This window comes from Streptomyces sp. NBC_00984 (assembly GCF_045162475.1).
Lineage (GTDB): Bacteria > Actinomycetota > Actinomycetes > Streptomycetales > Streptomycetaceae > Streptomyces.
The window spans coordinates 1612116-1628280 of record NZ_CP108734.1; the positions used below are offsets into that span (position 1 = coordinate 1612116).

16 protein-coding genes and 2 pseudogenes are annotated in these 16165 nt (G+C 71.1%); 9 read left to right on the plus strand and 9 right to left on the minus strand.

The window, feature by feature from the left end:
• Positions 1-16: 16 nt before the first annotated feature.
• From OG520_RS06900 to OG520_RS06910, 3 genes and pseudogenes are all read right to left on the minus strand, one after another.
• A pseudogene (locus OG520_RS06900) lies at positions 17-1194 on the minus strand (IS30 family transposase).
• A 322-nt stretch (positions 1195-1516) separates the two neighbouring features.
• Positions 1517-2041 carry a methylated-DNA--[protein]-cysteine S-methyltransferase gene (locus OG520_RS06905; RefSeq protein WP_406012566.1) on the minus strand — a complete coding sequence of 175 codons (525 nt, stop codon included), beginning with the start codon at positions 2039-2041 and terminating at the stop codon, positions 1517-1519.
• Between the two features lie 20 nt (positions 2042-2061).
• Positions 2062-3534, minus strand: a complete 1473-nt coding sequence (locus OG520_RS06910) for an AlkA N-terminal domain-containing protein (protein WP_406012567.1) — start codon at positions 3532-3534, stop codon at positions 2062-2064.
• A 55-nt stretch (positions 3535-3589) separates the two neighbouring features.
• Here OG520_RS06910 and OG520_RS06915 point away from each other — a divergent pair, with 55 nt between their 5' ends.
• The gene (locus tag OG520_RS06915; RefSeq protein WP_399334747.1) at positions 3590-3823 is read left to right on the plus strand and encodes a hypothetical protein; all 234 of its coding nucleotides are present in this window, start codon (positions 3590-3592) and stop codon (positions 3821-3823) included.
• On the opposite strand, the gene rpsN is transcribed toward OG520_RS06915, so the two are convergent.
• Positions 3804-4109: a 30S ribosomal protein S14 gene (gene rpsN / locus OG520_RS06920; protein WP_399334745.1), complete on the minus strand. Its 306-nt coding sequence runs from the start codon at positions 4107-4109 to the stop codon at positions 3804-3806. The genes OG520_RS06915 and rpsN overlap by 20 nt on opposite strands.
• Positions 4109-4345: a 50S ribosomal protein L28 gene (rpmB, locus tag OG520_RS06925; protein ID WP_399334743.1), complete on the minus strand. Its 237-nt coding sequence runs from the start codon at positions 4343-4345 to the stop codon at positions 4109-4111. Before rpmB ends, rpsN begins: the two co-directional genes overlap by 1 nt.
• A gap of 66 nt (positions 4346-4411) precedes the next feature.
• Here rpmB and rpmG point away from each other — a divergent pair, with 66 nt between their 5' ends.
• From rpmG to rpsR, 4 genes are read left to right on the plus strand one after another with little or no spacing between them, the layout of a single operon-like run.
• A complete protein-coding gene (gene rpmG, locus OG520_RS06930) occupies positions 4412-4576 on the plus strand; it encodes a 50S ribosomal protein L33 (protein ID WP_406012568.1) in 165 nt (54 codons plus the stop codon).
• A 33-nt stretch (positions 4577-4609) separates the two neighbouring features.
• The gene (locus tag OG520_RS06935) at positions 4610-4864 is read left to right on the plus strand and encodes a type B 50S ribosomal protein L31 (RefSeq protein WP_406012569.1); all 255 of its coding nucleotides are present in this window, start codon (positions 4610-4612) and stop codon (positions 4862-4864) included.
• Positions 4864-6018: a CobW family GTP-binding protein gene (locus tag OG520_RS06940; RefSeq protein WP_406012570.1), complete on the plus strand. Its 1155-nt coding sequence runs from the start codon at positions 4864-4866 to the stop codon at positions 6016-6018. The genes OG520_RS06935 and OG520_RS06940 overlap by 1 nt, the downstream gene beginning before the upstream one ends.
• Positions 6019-6033: 15 nt before the next feature.
• Positions 6034-6270, plus strand: coding sequence for a 30S ribosomal protein S18 (gene rpsR / locus OG520_RS06945; RefSeq protein ID WP_399334734.1), 237 nt, complete (start codon positions 6034-6036; stop codon positions 6268-6270).
• 66 nt (positions 6271-6336) lie between these two features.
• Here the strand turns inward: rpsR and OG520_RS06950 are convergent, their stop codons facing one another.
• Positions 6337-6873, minus strand: a complete 537-nt coding sequence (locus tag OG520_RS06950) for an O-acetyl-ADP-ribose deacetylase (protein WP_385338564.1) — start codon at positions 6871-6873, stop codon at positions 6337-6339.
• A 73-nt stretch (positions 6874-6946) separates the two neighbouring features.
• Positions 6947-8362, minus strand: a complete 1416-nt coding sequence (locus OG520_RS06955; protein ID WP_399334730.1) for a phytoene desaturase family protein — start codon at positions 8360-8362, stop codon at positions 6947-6949.
• A 158-nt stretch (positions 8363-8520) separates the two neighbouring features.
• Here OG520_RS06955 and OG520_RS06960 point away from each other — a divergent pair, with 158 nt between their 5' ends.
• Positions 8521-9297: a DUF4037 domain-containing protein gene (locus OG520_RS06960; RefSeq protein ID WP_406016433.1), complete on the plus strand. Its 777-nt coding sequence runs from the start codon at positions 8521-8523 to the stop codon at positions 9295-9297.
• A 168-nt stretch (positions 9298-9465) separates the two neighbouring features.
• Positions 9466-10255, plus strand: a pseudogene (locus tag OG520_RS06965) (SDR family NAD(P)-dependent oxidoreductase).
• 16 nt (positions 10256-10271) lie between these two features.
• Here OG520_RS06965 and OG520_RS06970 read toward each other — a convergent pair.
• A complete protein-coding gene (locus OG520_RS06970) occupies positions 10272-11099 on the minus strand; it encodes an inositol monophosphatase family protein (RefSeq protein WP_406012571.1) in 828 nt (275 codons plus the stop codon).
• Between the two features lie 63 nt (positions 11100-11162).
• Positions 11163-12968, minus strand: coding sequence for a gamma-glutamyltransferase family protein (locus OG520_RS06975; RefSeq protein ID WP_406012572.1), 1806 nt, complete (start codon positions 12966-12968; stop codon positions 11163-11165).
• A gap of 1148 nt (positions 12969-14116) precedes the next feature.
• Here OG520_RS06975 and OG520_RS06980 point away from each other — a divergent pair.
• Positions 14117-15472 carry a LuxR C-terminal-related transcriptional regulator gene (locus tag OG520_RS06980; protein ID WP_406012573.1) on the plus strand — a complete coding sequence of 452 codons (1356 nt, stop codon included), beginning with the start codon at positions 14117-14119 and terminating at the stop codon, positions 15470-15472.
• Between the two features lie 240 nt (positions 15473-15712).
• Positions 15713-16138, plus strand: coding sequence for a MarR family winged helix-turn-helix transcriptional regulator (locus OG520_RS06985; RefSeq protein ID WP_406012574.1), 426 nt, complete (start codon positions 15713-15715; stop codon positions 16136-16138).
• Positions 16139-16165: the final 27 nt, after the last annotated feature.

Consider the following 16165-nt stretch of genomic DNA (forward strand, 5'->3'; position numbering starts at 1 on the left):
CGCAACACCTGATGGCCTATGCGGTCGTCAGTAGATCACGCAGGCGCTCGGCTGGGGTTCTCCAGCCGAGCGTTTTGCGTGGTCGGCCGTTGAGTTGCTGAGCGACGTGTTCGAGGTCTGCGGCGCTGTGCACGGACAGGTCGGTGCTCTTGGGGAAGTACTGCCGCAGCAGACCGTTGGTGTTCTCGTTCGATCCGCGCTGCCAGGGGAGTGCGGATCGCAGAAGTAGACCGGTACTCCCGTGGCGACGGTGAACTGCTTGTGCGCGGCCATCTCGCAGCCCTGGTCCCAGGTCAGCGAGCCGCGCAGGTGCGCGGGCAGGGTCTGGATCAAGGGCACCAGCACGTCACGGACCTCCTCGGCGGTGTGTCCGCCGGGCAGATGCCCGAGCATGACGTAGCGGGTGGAACGCTCGACCAACGTCACGATCGCGCTCTCGCTGCGGGGGCCGACGATCAGATCGCCCTCCCAGTGGCCGGGCACCGCCCGGTCCTCGACCTCGGCAGGCCGCTCGGAGATCATCACCATCTCGTCGACGAACCGGCGAGTGCGCTGCTCCGGGCCACGGTGTGGCTTGCGGCGGGTGCGCCCGGTGCGCAGCGCGAGTGCGATCTCGCGCCGCAGCCCGCCACGGGCCTGGACATAGATCGCCTGGTAGACCGTCTCCGGACTCACCCGCATACCCTCGTCGTCGGGGAACTCCATGACCAGAGCGTGACAGATCTGCTCGGGTGACCACTGCTGCTGCAGTTTGCCCGCGACGTACTCGCGCAGCGGACCGTCGTGGGCGAGCTTGGACTGCTTGGGGCGTGCCCGGCTCTTCGCCCAGGCCCGCTGTGCCCGGTGGGGCTGATAGACGCCCTCGACGCAACGGGCATCGATCTCACGTTTGACGGTGGATGCCGGCCGGCCCGGTGCCCGTCCGATCGCCCGCAGTGAGCGGCCCTCACGACGCATGTCGGCGATCAACTCCCGCTCGGCCACCGTCAGGAACCGTGGGTGCAGCTCGGCTTCGACTGCCGCAAGAGAGGGCGCCGACGTGACGGCGACGGTGCTGGTCATGCCCGTTGTGTAGTCGATCCTTCGCCCATCGGGGTGCAGGCGCGCGTTGCCGATCTTCCGGATCCCGCGGTCCCAGTCCTTGGCTGTGCGCTCGTGGACCCCGACCTGCGCCGCGGCATCCCGTCGTCGCACCCCCGACGCGCGAAGCCGGTCGTACTCCGCCCGCCCCGGATGCCCACTGGTGCCCGTCTTCCCACGACCACGGACGCCGGCCTTCCGCGCCCAGCCCGCCGCCGTGTGTCGGCTCACCCCAACCGCCCGAGCAGCACCCGAGACACTCCCGTTCTCCCGGTCCAGCGCCTCGAAGAACCGCGCCTTCAACTCCTCAAAATCCACGATCCCCGCAACTCCCTGAAATCCAGGGTGTTGCGGGGATCGCTAGAACCCGCCGGATGTCCGGGCCCGTTCTCGCGTCCACGGGCACGGGCGGCGCCGGAAGCGCGCCGGGGTGTCGTCAGAAGAGCGCCGGGGTGTCGTCCTCCGTACCGTTCTCGAAGGCCAGCAGCCGCTGCTTGCGGTCGAGTCCGCCGCCGTAGCCGGTGAGGCTGCCCGAGGCGCCGATGACACGGTGGCAGGGGACGATGATGCCCACCGGATTCTTACCGTTGGCGAGTCCCACGGCACGTGAGGCGCCCGGTTTGCCGAGGTTCTCGGCCAGTTCGCCGTACGAGCGGGTCTCGCCGTACGGAATCAGCCGGAGCTGCGCCCAGACACTGCGCTGGAACGGGGTGCCGTCCAGGTGCAGCGGCAGATCGAAGGTGCGCAGTTCCCCGGCGAAGTAGGCATCGAGCTGGCGGGCGGCCTCCATGAAGGGCCGGGGGTCGGTTTCCCCGAAGGTCTCCTCCGGCGGGCGGTGCCGCTGGCCGGTCATGTAGAGGCCCGCGAGGACCCCGTCGGTGGCGACGAGGGTGAGCGGACCGTACGGGCTGTCGATGACCGTGTGCTGTCTGGTCGCCGTTCGCGGATGCGTCGTTGTCATGGCTGGACTTCCCGGATTCCTCAGGTGGGCAGGTGGTTGATGGGGTGGTCGTCCACGGTCCACAGGTACTGGACCGCGTACGCCCGCCAGGGGCGCCAGGCGGCCGCGCGGGCGGTGAGCGCCGCGGGCGTCGAGGGGAGGCCGAGCTCCTCGGCCGCGCGCCGGATGCCGAGGTCGGTGGGGAGGAAGGCGTCCGGGTCGCCGAGCGCCCGCATCGCGATGACCTCGACGGTCCAGGGGCCGAAGCCGGGAAGGGCGGTCAGTTCGGCCCGCGCCCGCTCCCAGTCGGTGTCGGTGCCGAGCCGCAGCAATCCGTCGGCGAGCGCGCCGACGAGGGTGGTGAGGGTGGTGCGGCGGCTGCGTGGCAGGGCGAGCTGTTCGGGGTCGAGTCCGGCGAGCGCCTCGGGGTCCGGGAAGAGATGGCTGAGGCCGCCCTCCGGGTCGTCGACGGGCAGGCCGTGCGCGGTGACCAGACGGGCCGCGTGGGTACGGGCGGCGGCGGTCGAGACCTGCTGTCCGAGCACCGCCCGTACGGCGAACTCCGCGCCGTCGACGGTGCGCGGGACGCGTCGGCCCGGCGCCTTGCGCACCAGGGGAGCGAGGAGCGGATCGGCGGACAGCTGCTCGTCGACGGCCACCGGGTCGGCGTCCAGGTCGAGCAGCCAGCGGCAGCGGCTGATCGCGAGGGTGAGATCGCGCGGATCGGTGAGGGAGAGGCGGCAGGCGATGTGGTCGGGGCGCGGGGCGAGAGCGACGATGCCGTGCCCGTACCGCAGGGAGAGCGTGCGCCGGTAGGCGCCGTCTCGCCACTCCTCGACGCCGGGGACGGCGGTCGCGGCGAGGTGGCCGAAGAGGTTGCTGGGGTTGAGCGGGGTACGGTACGGCAGCCGCAGCGCTATCACTCCCGGAGTGGCCGGCGGTTCCGCGGACCGGGCGGCGCGGCTGCGCAGCTCGCCCGGTGCGAGTGCGAAGACCTCGCGGACGGTGTCGTTGAACGTACGGACCGAGGAGAACCCGGCGGCGAACGCGACTTCCGCCATGGGAAGTCCGGTCGTCTCGATCAGCAGCCTCGCGGTCTGGGCACGCTGCGCGCGGGCCAGGGCGAGCGGGCCGGCGCCGAGCTCGGCGAGCAGCTGGCGCTCGATCTGCCGGGCGGAGTAGCCGAGCCGGGCCGCGAGTCCGGGGACGCCCTCGCGGTCGACGACACCGTCCCGGATGAGCCGCATCGCGCGGGCGACGGAGTCGGCTCGGGCGTTCCACTCCGGGGAGCCGGGGCTGGTGTCGGGTCTGCACCGTTTGCAGGCCCGGAACCCGGCCTGCTGACAGGCCGCGGCGCTGGGATAGAAAGTCATGTTCACGACCTTGGGCGGCACTACCGGGCAGCTGGGGCGGCAGTAGATCCGGGTGGTCAGGACCGCCGTGAAGAACCAGCCGTCGAAGCGGGCGTCCTTGGACTGGACGGCCCGTACGCAGCGCTCGGTGTCGGTGTACATGGCTCAAGGATCCGTCACCCGGTACCCGGAGACTGGCGAGAATCCGACATCAACCTTGAGCTGCCAGGACTTCTTCGGCCTTCCGCGGCCCCGTCCGGCCTCCTCGCCGCGGGGCGGGGCCACGCTGCTCGGCCATGTCCCGGATCGAGCCGGAACCCGCATCGCGGGCCGGAGCACGCCGGGGCGGGCGCTGGCCGCGGTCGCGGCACCGCCCGCCCCGGCGCACGGCCATGTCGCCCACCGGGCGGAGGTGGGCGTCGACCCGGCCCTCACCAGGAGGACTTGGTGACCCCCGGCAGGAATCCGGCATGGGCCTGCTCGCGTGCGCGGACGCGGGAGAGGCCGAACTTCCGCAGGTAGCCGCGGGGCCGCCCGTCCACACTGTCCCGGTTGCGCACCCGGGTCGCACTGGCGTCGCGCGGCTGGCGCCGGAGCTCGTCCGCGGCGGCCCGCCGTTCGGCATCCGTGGCGGACGGCCGGCGGATGACCTCCTTCAACTCGGCACGACGGGCGGCGTACCGCTCGACGGTCGCCCTGCGCCTCTCGTTCTGCGCGATCTTGCTCTTCTTGGCCATCAGACCTTCACTCCCCTGGCGCGGATACGGGCGACGGCCGCCTCGATCCCGATGTTGTCGACGGCCCTGATCGCCCTGGCGCCGAGCGTCAGCCGGACGTACCGGCCTTCACTCGGCAGCCAGTACCTCTTGCGCTGGATGTTGGGGTCGAAGCGGCGCGAGGTGCGCCGGTGCGAGTGGGAGATGTTCTTGCCGAAGCCCGGCCGGGCGCCGGTCAGCTGGCAGTGGGCGGACATGGAGCTACCTGCCTTCCACGGGAAACCACTTGTTGGAAATGGAAATCATTGCCATATAGTAGCGGCATGCCTCGCAACGAACTACGCCCGGTCATCAAGCTCCGCTCCACCGCCGGGACCGGCTACACCTACGTCACCCGCAAGAACCGCCGGAACGACCCCGAGCGCGTGGTCCTGCGCAAGTACGACCCGGTCGCCCGCGAGCACGTCGATTTCCGCGAAGAGCGCTGACCCAGCCCCCGACCCCGATCGGAAGGACACCTCATGAAGCCCGGAATCCACCCCGCGTACGGCCCAGTCGTCTTCCGCGACAAGGCCGCCGACTCCGCCTTCCTCACCCGATCCACCGCGACCGCCGCGAAGACGATCGAATGGGAGGACGGGAACACGTACCCCGTCGTCGATGTCGAGATCTCCTCCGCGAGCCATCCGTTCTGCACGGGCACCGCCCGTGTCCTGGACACCGCGGGCCGCGTCGAGCGGTTCGAGCGCCGCTACGGCCGAAGCGGGGTGAACTGATGCGGGACAGCGGCCGGTTGCCCGTCGTGATCGTCGGCGGGCTCCACTCCGACGCCCGCAGGGAGGTGGTGGACCGGCTGCTGCGCACCGTCCCCGGCAGCGTCGCGGTCCACCACGATCTGGCCACCGCCGCCGAGGGCACCGTGCGACGCCTCGTACGGGACGCCTCGGGCGACCTGTCGCTCGGGGAGGCTCCGCTCGTCAACGACTGCGCCTGCTGCGCGTTGCGCGAGGACCTGGTCCCGGAGCTGGAACGGCTGGCGGGCATCGGGCCGGCCCGGCTCGCGATCGTCGAGCTGTGGGACTCCGTGGAACCCAGGGCGATGGCCGAGGTCGTCGTCGCGCACGGCGGCGAAGTCCTCGAACTCACCAACGTGATGACCGCCGTCGACCCCGCTCTCGTACTGCCCTGCCTCGGGAACGGCGACGATCTGGCCGAGGTGGGTCTCGCGGCGGCCGCCACGGACCGCCGGACCGTCGGCGACACCTGGGCGCGACAGCTGGAGTACGCGCCCGTGCTCGCTCTCGTCGACAGCGCGGCGGCCGACGAGGAGGACCACGCGCTGCTCGCACAGCTGCACCCGACGGCCCGTCAGGTGTCGGCCGGTTCACCCCAGCTGGGCCGGCTCGCCTTCGCCGGCTTCGACGTGGAAGCGGCGGCGGCCGCCCAGCCCCCCGCATGCGCGCTGCTGCCGCAGGAGGCGGAGGAGGCCGGGGTCGCCACACTCGTCTGGCATCGCCACCGCCCCTTCCACCCCGAGCGTCTCCACCGGGCGCTGGAGGACCTCTGCTGCGCGGCGGCACGCAGCCGTGGCCGCTTCTGGCTCGCCGACCGCCCCGACACCCTGCTGGCCTGGGACGCCGCCGGTGGTGCGCTCTGCGTGGAGAGCGCGGGACCGTGGCTGGCCTCCCTGCCGGACGCGGCCTGGGACATGGTGCCTCCCGTCCGCAGGGCGGCGGCCGCCCTCGACTGGCACCCCGAGCACGGCGACCGCTGCCAGCACCTCGTCTTCACCTCCCCCGGGCTCGACCGGGACGGGCTGGCCCGGCTCCTCGAATCCTGCCTGCTCACCGACACCGAATACGCCGCGGGCCCCGAGGCGTGGAAACAGCTCCCGGCCCCCTTCGGCCCACTCCTCGACCCGATCTCCTGAACCCAAGGAATTCTCATGGCACGACGCGACGATCCCCACCGTCCGCAGAAGCCCCGTCCCAACCCCCTGGACGCGGCCGGAATCACCCGCATCGACTACAAGGACACCGAGTTGCTGCGGAAGTTCATCTCCGACCGCGGCAAGATCCGCAGCCGCCGCGTGACCCGGGTCGACGCCCAGCAGCAGCGCCGGCTCGCGCGGGCCATCCGGAACGCCCGGGAGATGGCCCTGCTGCCCTACGCGCACAGGTAGCACCCGCACGCCGCGTGCGTTCGCCGGGCCCCACCCCGTCCGTCGGGCACACGCGGCGTCCGCGGATCAGCCCCGCGCCGCCAGTACCTCTTCGAACTCCGCGTACGCATGCGCGTCGAACAGCACGAACCGCACCTCCTCCACGGGCGGCGCGGCCTCCTCCACCACCGTGCGGACGGCGATCCTCGCCCCGTCGTCCATGGGCCAGCCGTAGATCCCGGTCGAGATGGCCGGGAAGGCGACGGTACGCGCCCCCAACTCCACGGCCGTACGCAGCGATTCCCGGTAGCACGAGGCCAGGAGGGCGGAACGGTCCTCGGAGCTGCTCCAGACCGGCCCGACGGTGTGGACCACCCATCGCGCGTCGAGTTCCCCGGCCGTCGTGGCGACCGCCTGGCCGGTGCGCAGGCCCTTTCCGTACTGCGACGCGCGCAACTTCCGGCAGGCGGCGAGGATTTCCGGACCGCCGCGCCGGTGGATCGCGCCGTCGACCCCGCCGCCGCCGAGCAGGGAGGAGTTCGCCGCGTTGACGATGACATCGACGGACTGCCGGGTGATGTCACCGCGGACCAGGGTGACGGTGACGCCCTCGGGTGTACGCATGGCTGACATCATGCCCTGTGAAGCCCTCGGAGCCTGTCGGGTGACCTCTGATCGAAGGCCGCCCGACAGGCTCTCAGTCCGCCCGCAGGCGCCGCCAGACCGCCTTCGCCGCATGGTGGCCCGACATGCCGTGCACCCCGGGGCCGGGCGGAGTGGCCGAGGAGCACAGGAACACCGCCGGGTGCGCCGTCGCGTACGGCACGCGTGCGAGCTTGGGCCGGAACACCGTCTGCAGGCCGGAGAACGCACCGCACGCGATGTCGCCGCCGACGTAGTTGGCATTGCGCCTCGCGAGCTCGGGCGGTCCCGCCACCGCGCGGGCGAGGACCAGGTCGCGGAACCCGGGGGCGAAGCGCTCCAGTTGCCGTTCGATGACGTCGGTGGCGTCGCCCTCCCAGCCCGACGGGACGTGTCCGTACACCCAGAAGACGTGACGGCCCTCGGGCGCGCGGGACGGATCGACCAGGCTGGGCTGTGCGGTGATCAGGAACGGCACGCTCGGGTCGCGACCCGTCACCGCGGCCCTCAGCGCGGAGTCGATCTCGCCGGCCGTGGGGCCGACGTGGACCGTGCCGGCCCGACGGGCCTCCTCCGCGGTCCAGGGGACGGGGCCCGACAGGGCGTAATCGATCTTGAAGCAGGACGCGCCGTACCGGTAGCCGCGGTAGGCGTGACCCAGCCCGGCGATGCGGGCGAGGGCGGTGGGCGAGGTGTCGAAGACGTAGGCGCGGGCGGGCGGCAGCTCGTCCAGACGCTTGACCTCCGTACCGGTACGGATCGTGCCGCCCTGTTCGCGTATGTACGAGGCAAGGGCGTCGGAGATGGCCTGCGATCCGCCGCGCGGCACGGGCCACCCCTTCTCGTGGGCCGCCAGCGCGAACAGCAGGGCGATCCCGCCGGTCGCCGGACCGCTGGTGGGCGCTATGGCGTGGGCGGCGAGCCCGGCGAACAGACCGCGCGCCTTCGCACCGTCGAAGCGGCGGGAGAGCAGCGAAGCGGGCTGGAGCGCGTCGAGACCGAAGCGCACCCAGCGGTAGGGGTCACGGGGCAGCCCGTCCCACGGGGTGCGCAGGAAGTCCTGGGCGAGGGTGTCCCAGTGGCCGAGGTAGGGGGCGACGAGCCTGCGGTACGCCCCCGCGTCCCGGGCCCCCAACGACATGGCGCTCTCCCCCACCGAGCCGGTGAGCACGGCGGCCGTGCCGTCCGGGAACGGGTGGGCGAGCGCCAGCTCGGGCTGGAGCCACTCCAGGCCGTGCCGGGCGAGCGGCATCGCGTCGAACGCGGGTGAGCCGATGCCCAGTGGGTGGACGGCGGAACAGGGGTCGTGCCGGAATCCGGGAAGGGTGAGCTCCTCGGTACGGGCGCCGCCCCCGACGGTCTCCTCCGCTTCGAAGACCTCCACGGCGAAGCCGCGGCGGGCCAGTTCGGCCGCGGCGGTCAGTCCGTTGGGGCCTGCCCCCACGACGACTGCATCGAGCATCGACGTCACCTTCGGACTCCTTTGTCAGCCGACGGCCAGGGCACCCAGGATATTCCGAGGCACCGACAGGGCGGTCGCGGGTATGGTCGCGCGCAATGAATACACCGAACTCCCAGGCCGCGCCCGTGACGGCCCGCGAAGCCACCGTGCCCGCCCATATCGCCGGCATGGCGTCCCGGCTCACCGCCCTGCCCGGCATCCGGGCCGTCGCACTGGGCGGCAGCCGGGCCCGCGGCGCCCACCGTCCGGACTCCGACTGGGATCTGGGCGTGTACTACCGCGGCACCCCCGACGTGGCCGCGCTGACCGCGCTGGCCTCCGAGGTACAGGGTTCCCCCGCCGAGGTCGCCGGTCCCGGCGGGTGGGGACCGTGGGTCGACGGCGGGGCGTGGCTGCGGGTGGACGGTGTCCCGGTGGACTGGATCCTGCGCGATCTGGACCGGGTGGAGGCGGTCTGGGCGGACTGCCGCGAAGGACGCTTCGAAGTGGGCGTGCAGCCCGGCCATCCGCTCGGGTTCTGGTCCCCCGCGTACCCCGGCGAGGTCGCGCTGGGGCGCGTACTCGCCGATCCGCACGGGGAGTTGTCGGCGCTTCGGCAGGAGACCCGGAACTATCCGGAGCCGCTGCGCGCCGCGCTCGTCGAAGCCGCGTGGGAGGCGGAATTCTCGGTGGCGGCCGCCCGCAAGTCGGCTCCCAACGGTGACACGCTCCATGTGTCCCTGTGCCTGTCACGGGCCTTCGGCATCCTCGCCCAGTCCCTCCACGCCCACCACCGCACCTGGTGTCTGAACGAGAAGGGCGCGTCGGCTGCGGCAGCGGCCCTGCCGGACACCCCCGCGCACTACACCGAACGGATCGGCGAGGCGCTGCGGGGCCTGGACGCGGCGGCGGTGGAGCGGGCCGCGGAGATCGTGAGGGACGTACGGTCGGCCTGTGGCGGCTGAGGTGGGCCGGTCGTGGCGGCGGTGGGCGCTCGACGCCGCTCAGTCCCGCCGAACGGCCGTGACGCAGCGGGCGCAGATCTCGCAGGGCGTCCCGTTCCTCCGGGGGTGAACTCGTCGGCGAGCCGGCGTTCGATCCGTACCGTTCTGGTCACCGGTGCCACCCAGGGAATGGGCCGCCACCTCGCGCTCGATCTGGCCCGCCGGGGCGCGACGCTGCTGCTGCACGGCCGGGACCGGGCACGCCTGGACGAAGCCGCCGCCGAGGCATGCGCGGCCGGGGCCGGGGCCGCCGTGCGCACCTGCCTCGCGGACCTGGCCGACCTGGATCAGGTCCGGTCCCTGGCCGCACGGGTCCGCGAGCGGGAGCCCCGGCTCGACGTCCTGGTCAACAATGCCGTGGTGGGTGGCGGCGTCTCTCCGCTCCGGCGCGAGGTGAGCCGCCAGGGCCATGAGCTCCGGTTCGCGGTCAACTGTCTGGCGCCCTGCCTGCTGACCCATGAGCTGTGGCCGCTGCTGACCGCGTCCGTACCCGCACGCGTGGTCAACGTGGCCCATCGGCCAGGCGCCCGTCGGCTTCGACGACGTCATGATGGAGCGCCACTACGAGGGGCTGGAGGCGTACTGCCGCAGCAAGCTCGCGCTGATCATGTCGACCTTCGGCCTGGCCGACAGGACCGCGGGCAGCGGGCAGCGGGCAGCGGGCAGCGGGGGCACGGTCAATGCCCTGCACCCGGCGCATCCGATGGACACCCGCGGCGTGCGGGAGTACGGGCTCACGCCGGCCGTCCCCGTCGAGGAGGGCGTGCGGCCCACCGTCCGGCTGATCACCGATCCGGCCCTGTCCGATGTCACCGGCCGATACTTCGACCGCTTCACGGACACGGCCGCCCATGAGCAGGCGTACGACGCGCAGGCCCGCGCCCGGCTCGGGGCGCTGACCCGCGAGCTCCTCGCCTGACCGGTGTCCCGTCCGGTCAGGCTTCGCCGCGCAGCGCCGCGAGGACGCGTTCGACGGTCGCCTCGTCGCGGGCCGCCGTGAACGGCAGGGTGTTGCCTCCGGCGATACGGAACGGCTCGCCGGAGAGGGTGGCCTGGGCGCCGCCCGCCTCGGTGACCAGCAGCAGACCCGCCGCGTGGTCCCAGGCGTACTCCCAGTTGAAGGCGACCGCGTCCAGGTCACCACGGGCGACGCCGAGGTATTCGAGACCCGCCGAACCGCAGGGGCGGGCGTCGATCCCCTCGGTGCGCAGGCCGAGCAGGGCGCGCTTCTGGGCGTCGGTGGTGTAGTCGGGGTGCGACATCGCCACACTCAGAACGGCCCCGGGGGCGGGCGAGCCGGAGCGTATCGGCTTGCCGTCGAGGGTGGCGCCGCGCCCTCGGACCGCGACCGCCATCTCGTTCAGGGCCGCGGCGTACGTCCATGAGGCCAGGAGTTCGCCGCGGTGGGCGAGGGCGACCAGGATGCAGAAGCCCGGTTCGCCGCGGACGAACTGGCGGGTGCCGTCGACCGGGTCGACGATCCACACGGGTGCGTCGCCGCCCAGGGCGTCGTTCACCTTCGGGTCGGCGTGGACCGCCTCCTCGCCGACGACGACGGAGCCGGGCAGGAGCCTGGTCAGGGACGCGGTGAGGTGTTCCTCGGCGAGGCGGTCGGCGGTGGTGACGAGGTCGTGCGGGCCGCTCTTCTCGACGATCTCGTGCGCGGCGAGCTGCCGGAAGCGGGGCATGATCTCGGCGGCGGCCGCTGCGCGAACCGCCGCCTCGACATCGGTCAGGTCCCCGGTAAGGAATTCATCGATCATGGCTCCAGCCAATCACGCCCCACCGGGACCCCGACGACCTGGTCATGTCGGGGAAGTGGCCGCTCAGCGTCCGACGGCGTACCCCTGCATGCCCCGCGGGTTGGCGGCCGCGAACAGCACTCCGGTCTCCGGGTCGCGGGCCACGGCGCACAACCGGCCCTCGGACCACGGATCACCGACGGTGACGTCATGGCCGCGGCGGCGCAGTTCCTCGACGACCTCCGGGTCCATGCCCGCCTCGACGGTGACGCTGCCGGGACGCATCCCGCGCGGGTAGAAGGAGCCCGGGAAGCTGTCGTTGTGCCAGTTCGGGGCGTCGATGGCGCCCTGGAGGTCGAGTCCGCCGCGGACCTCGGCGCGCAGCGCCACCGCCAGGAAGAAGTGCACCTGCCACTGGTCCTGCTGGTCGCCGCCGGGGGTGCCGAACGCCATGACCGGGACGCCGTCGCGCAGGGCCAGGGACGGGGTGAGGGTGGTGCGGGGGCGACGGCCGGGGGTGAGGGAGTTCGGCAGGCCCTCGTCCAGCCAGGCCATCTGGAGCCGGGTGCCGAGCGGGAAGCCGAGCTCCGGCACGACCGGGTTGGACTGGAGCCAGCCGCCGCTGGGGGTGGCGGAGACCATATTGCCCCAGCGGTCGACCACATCGACGTGGCAGGTGTCACCACGGGTCGTGCCGTCCTTGGCGACGGTCGGCTCACCGACGCCCGCCGTCGGGATGCCCATGGCGTCGAAACCGGTCCCGCCGGAGGCGACCGTGTGGGCCTGGCCGCTGAGCACGGGGGTGCGGCCGTCCGGGCTGCCGGGGCGCAGCTCGTACGAGGCCTCGACGGTGATGAGGGCGCGGCGCTCGGCGTTGTACGGCTCGGAGAGCAGCGTGTCGAGCGGAACGTCGGCGGCGTCGCCGTACCAGGCCTCCCGGTCGGCCATGGCGAGCTTGCAGCCCTCGATGAGCAGGTGGACGTAGTCGGCGCTGCCGTACCGCGGCAGCTCTGCGGGGAGCAGCGCGAGCTGCTGGAGGAAGGCGGGGCCCTGGCTCCAGCCGGCCGCCTTGGCGAGCGTCCAGCCGTTCCAGTCGTACGTGGCGGGCGCCTCGTAGGACGCGGACCAGCCGGCCAGGTCGGCGGCGGTGAGCGTGCCGGTGTGGCGGGTGCCGCTGGTGTCCATGGTGGGGCGGGCGGCCTGGCGGACCAGGGCCTCGGCGATGAAGCCCTCGCTCCAGATCCTGCGGGCGGCGTCTATCTGGGCGGCCCGGTCCGCTCCGCCGGTCTCCTCGGCCTCGGCGATCAGCCGGCGCCAGGTGGCGGCGAGCGCGGGGTTGCGGAACAGCTCGCCCGGCCGGGGCGACGTGCCGCCGGACAGGTACACCTCGGCGGAGGACCGCCATTCGGTCTCGAAGAGTTCGCGGACGGCCTCCACGGTCCGGCCGACCCGCTCGACGGGTGCGTGGCCGTCCTCGGCGTAGCCGATCGCGTACCGCAGCACCTCGGCGATGGTCTTGGTGCCGTGGTCGCGCAGCAGCATCATCCAGGCGTCGAAGGCGCCCGGCACGGCCGCGGCGAGCGGTCCGGTGCCGGGGACCAGGTCGAGGCCGAGGGAGCGGTAGTGGGCGATGGTCGCGCCGGCCGGGGCCGGGCCCTGGCCGCACAGCACCCGCACCTCGCCGTCCTTCGGCGCCAGGATCATCGGCACCTCGCCGGCCGGGCCGTTGAGGTGCGGTTCGACGACATGCAGGACGAATCCGGCGGCGACGGCCGCGTCGTAGGCGTTGCCGCCGTCCTCCAGGACGGCCATCGCGGACTGCGAGGCGAGCCAGTGGGTGGAAGAGACCATGCCGAAGGTGCCCTGGAGAGTGGGCCGGGTGGTGAACACAGGGTCTTTCACCTCGCTGTTTACGTGCAGCGGCCTGGATGCTGGGCGCTCTGGATCAATCCGGGGGAGAATCTGAGGAGTCTGTGCCGCTGCTCCCCTTCTCCCGCTCCCCAGAAGGCTATCGATCGCCCTGCGTCCCGTCCGCCCCGCCTCCGGCATGAAGTGGGCGTAGTGGTCGAGGGTGATGGTCGGCGACGAGTGCCCCGGCCACTTGGCGAGGGTTACGACCGACTCTCCTGCGTCGAGGACGAGGGACGCATGTGCCTCAACACGTGGAACCCGTCCTTCGGTGCGGCTTGCCACCGCCATGGCTTCGCCCCCTTGGCCTGCGGAAGGATGACGCCTGCCCTGGCCAAAGCGGGCTTCCAGATCTCGGTATTCCATGTGCTGGCAGCGATTGCGTTCCCCTACTTCGTCGTCAGCACAAGGCTGAACTCCTTCCCCTCCCCCGCTCGTCGGATCTCAATGCCGACCGCACCATGCCGAGTTGCTCTGAAGAACGTCACCGTCTCGTTTCAAGGACTGAGATGCGGCGGGAAATTCATCCTTACAAAACGAATTCTTTACCGAAGCGCCGCCATGGCGCCATGAACGGCGACTCGGCGTGCACGACTCCTCATGGAATTAGGCCGCATCTGTGAATGACAAACCGTCCGGGAGCCCCCGAATAGGCTTCACCACCACTGCTCCTGAACACATTTCACGCCAGACCGCGATTTCAAGCCACCAGCACTGACGGCGAGGCAAGCAAAACCACCGCTCCCATTTTCCCGGCACCACGCCGCACACTTCCGCCAGAGGCGCGATCAGCCTCGCAGTCGACGGATTGTGGCAACAGTCACGTTTCGGCAACTCGCCCGCGTCAGGAAGTCGCAAGAAGTGCACTCGACGACGCACCCGAACCCGCCCGGAAATCACCAGGTCAGCACGCCGGGACGGCATGCCGGGCCTCTACATGCCGCCGATACACGCCAATTGACATGCTTTCGGGTGACCAACGTTGTTCATGCGTATGCAATGAACGCCCTGTAGCGTCGACCTGGATTGAGGGCTTCCGCGAAGCGGAATACCGCCCGAGGACCGCCCACGGCCGCGCCCGGCAGCAGATCGAAGCCAGAGACCGGATGAACAGCAAGGGGGAAATGAAGATGATCGAGCACGACCGCAGGAACATACCTCGGCAGAGAAACTTCGCCCCAGCTCAGGCGGCCACCGCGGCCGGAGCAAGGGCCGGGGCCCTCCGGGAAGGCCATGACATCTACATACCGGGACGCTTCGACTCGGTCGAGAACGAACACATATCGCCTCCCGAGGCGCGCGTCTCTTTACACAGCATCGAACTGGCCAACCTCGGGATCAAGCGTGCCCTCGTCCACCAACAGGTCGAGGCGATCCTCGCAGCGGAGGACAGCCGGGGCAACCCGCACGGCATGTGGCCGACGATCCTGACGCTCCTCTACACCGGCGACATCGTCACCGCACACGCCGAGTGCCGTCGACTGGCCAAGGACGCCCGCTGGTCGGGCTCACCGCGGCACCAGGAAGTACTGACACTGCTGCGCGCGCGGATCAGTCTGCTCGAGGGCCACGGCGTCGAGGCCTCCAGCCTGCTCGGCGCACAGCTGACCCGCGGGCTCTCGCCGCACCTCAGTGGGCTCGCCGTCGCATGGCTCATCGAGGCACATGTCCTGTCCGGTGAACTGGGGCACGCACACCAGGTACTACGGGCTCACGGCCTGGCGGGCCGGCTCGACACCAGCCCTCCGGACCTCGTCCATATCCTGGCCGCGCGCGGCGCTCTGCAGCAGGCGGCCGGCCAGTTCCAGCACAGCCTGAAGGACTTCATGGCGTGCGGACGGCTGCTCGCCGAGCGCCGGGTCGCCAACCCCGCCGTCATTCCGTGGCGTTCACGAGCCTCATCTGCCGCGCTCGCGACCCAGCGGGGCGACCTTGCGCTCACCCTGGCCGAGGAGGAGCTGGCCGCGGCCCGCACCTGGGGCTCGCCACGCTGCATCGGCCTGGCGCTGCACGCCGTCGCGGTCGCCCGCAGGGAGGACACCTCGGTGGCGCTCCTGGAAGAGGCCGTGGAACTGCTCCATCTCGGCTACGCCCAGGGTGAGTTGATCCAGGCCCTGCACGATCTGGGGACCCTGCAGATCGACCGCAAGAACCTGCCCGCGGGCCGCAGCCATCTGGAGGCCGCCCTCATGGTGGCCCGGGAGAGCGGCAACCGGCTCTGGCAGCACAGCCTGGAATCCACTCTGGAGCGCCTGGACGTCCCCTGCCTCACCAGTCAGGAGCTGCACATCGGTCAGCTGGCGAGCGCCGGTTACAGCAACCGGCAGATCGCCGAAACCCTCTTCCTGGCGATCCGTACCGTTGAGTTCCATCTGTCGAGCGTCTACCGCAAACTCGCCATTTCCGGCCGGAGCGAGCTGCACTCCGCACTCCACACTCAGCGCCTCTCTTCTCTCAGGACCGACCACTGTTCTTCCGCCGTATAACCCCTACGTTCATACGCCGCTCACCCACAGTTGGGTGGGCGGCGTTTCACATTTCAAGGGTTCCTACAAGGGGACCTACGGGTGACCCGCAAGGGACCCTGCGGGTCCACCGTAGGCTTGCCCGTGGAACCTTGTAGCACGGCAGCCGATCATGCGAGTGTCTAGTGGTTAGAAATTCAACCGCGAGTCTGTACATGCGGGTTGAGAAACTCTCCCCGTATGCGAGGAAGTAGGTGCTTCATGCTCCAGCAGAACACCACCAAGCGCATCGGATACTGGCTTCTACATCTGCACCGACTCTTCGACGAGGCCACCGCAAAGGCCCTTGCCGAAGAGAATCTCAACCGGCGGCAGTGGCAAGTTCTGCACGCCATCAGCATTGGCGTGCGAACCGTCTCGGACATTGATGCGGCATTCTCTCCATTCCTGGTCGTGGACCGTGCGGACTCCTACCAGTCGGTGGTCGATGGATTCGTGGACCGTGGCTGGGTGTTGAGGCAGGGCGGCACGGTGACGCTCACCGAATCCGGCAGTGCGGCGCACACGCGGGCCGAGGTCCTGGTGAACGCGCACGCGGCCCGCTCGCTCGCCGGAATCTCCGAAGCCGAATTCCTCGCCGCCAATAACGTACTGGCCCGCATAGCCGCCAATATCGAGACCGAGTAGGGCTTGCCGACACCCGTCACCCACCGG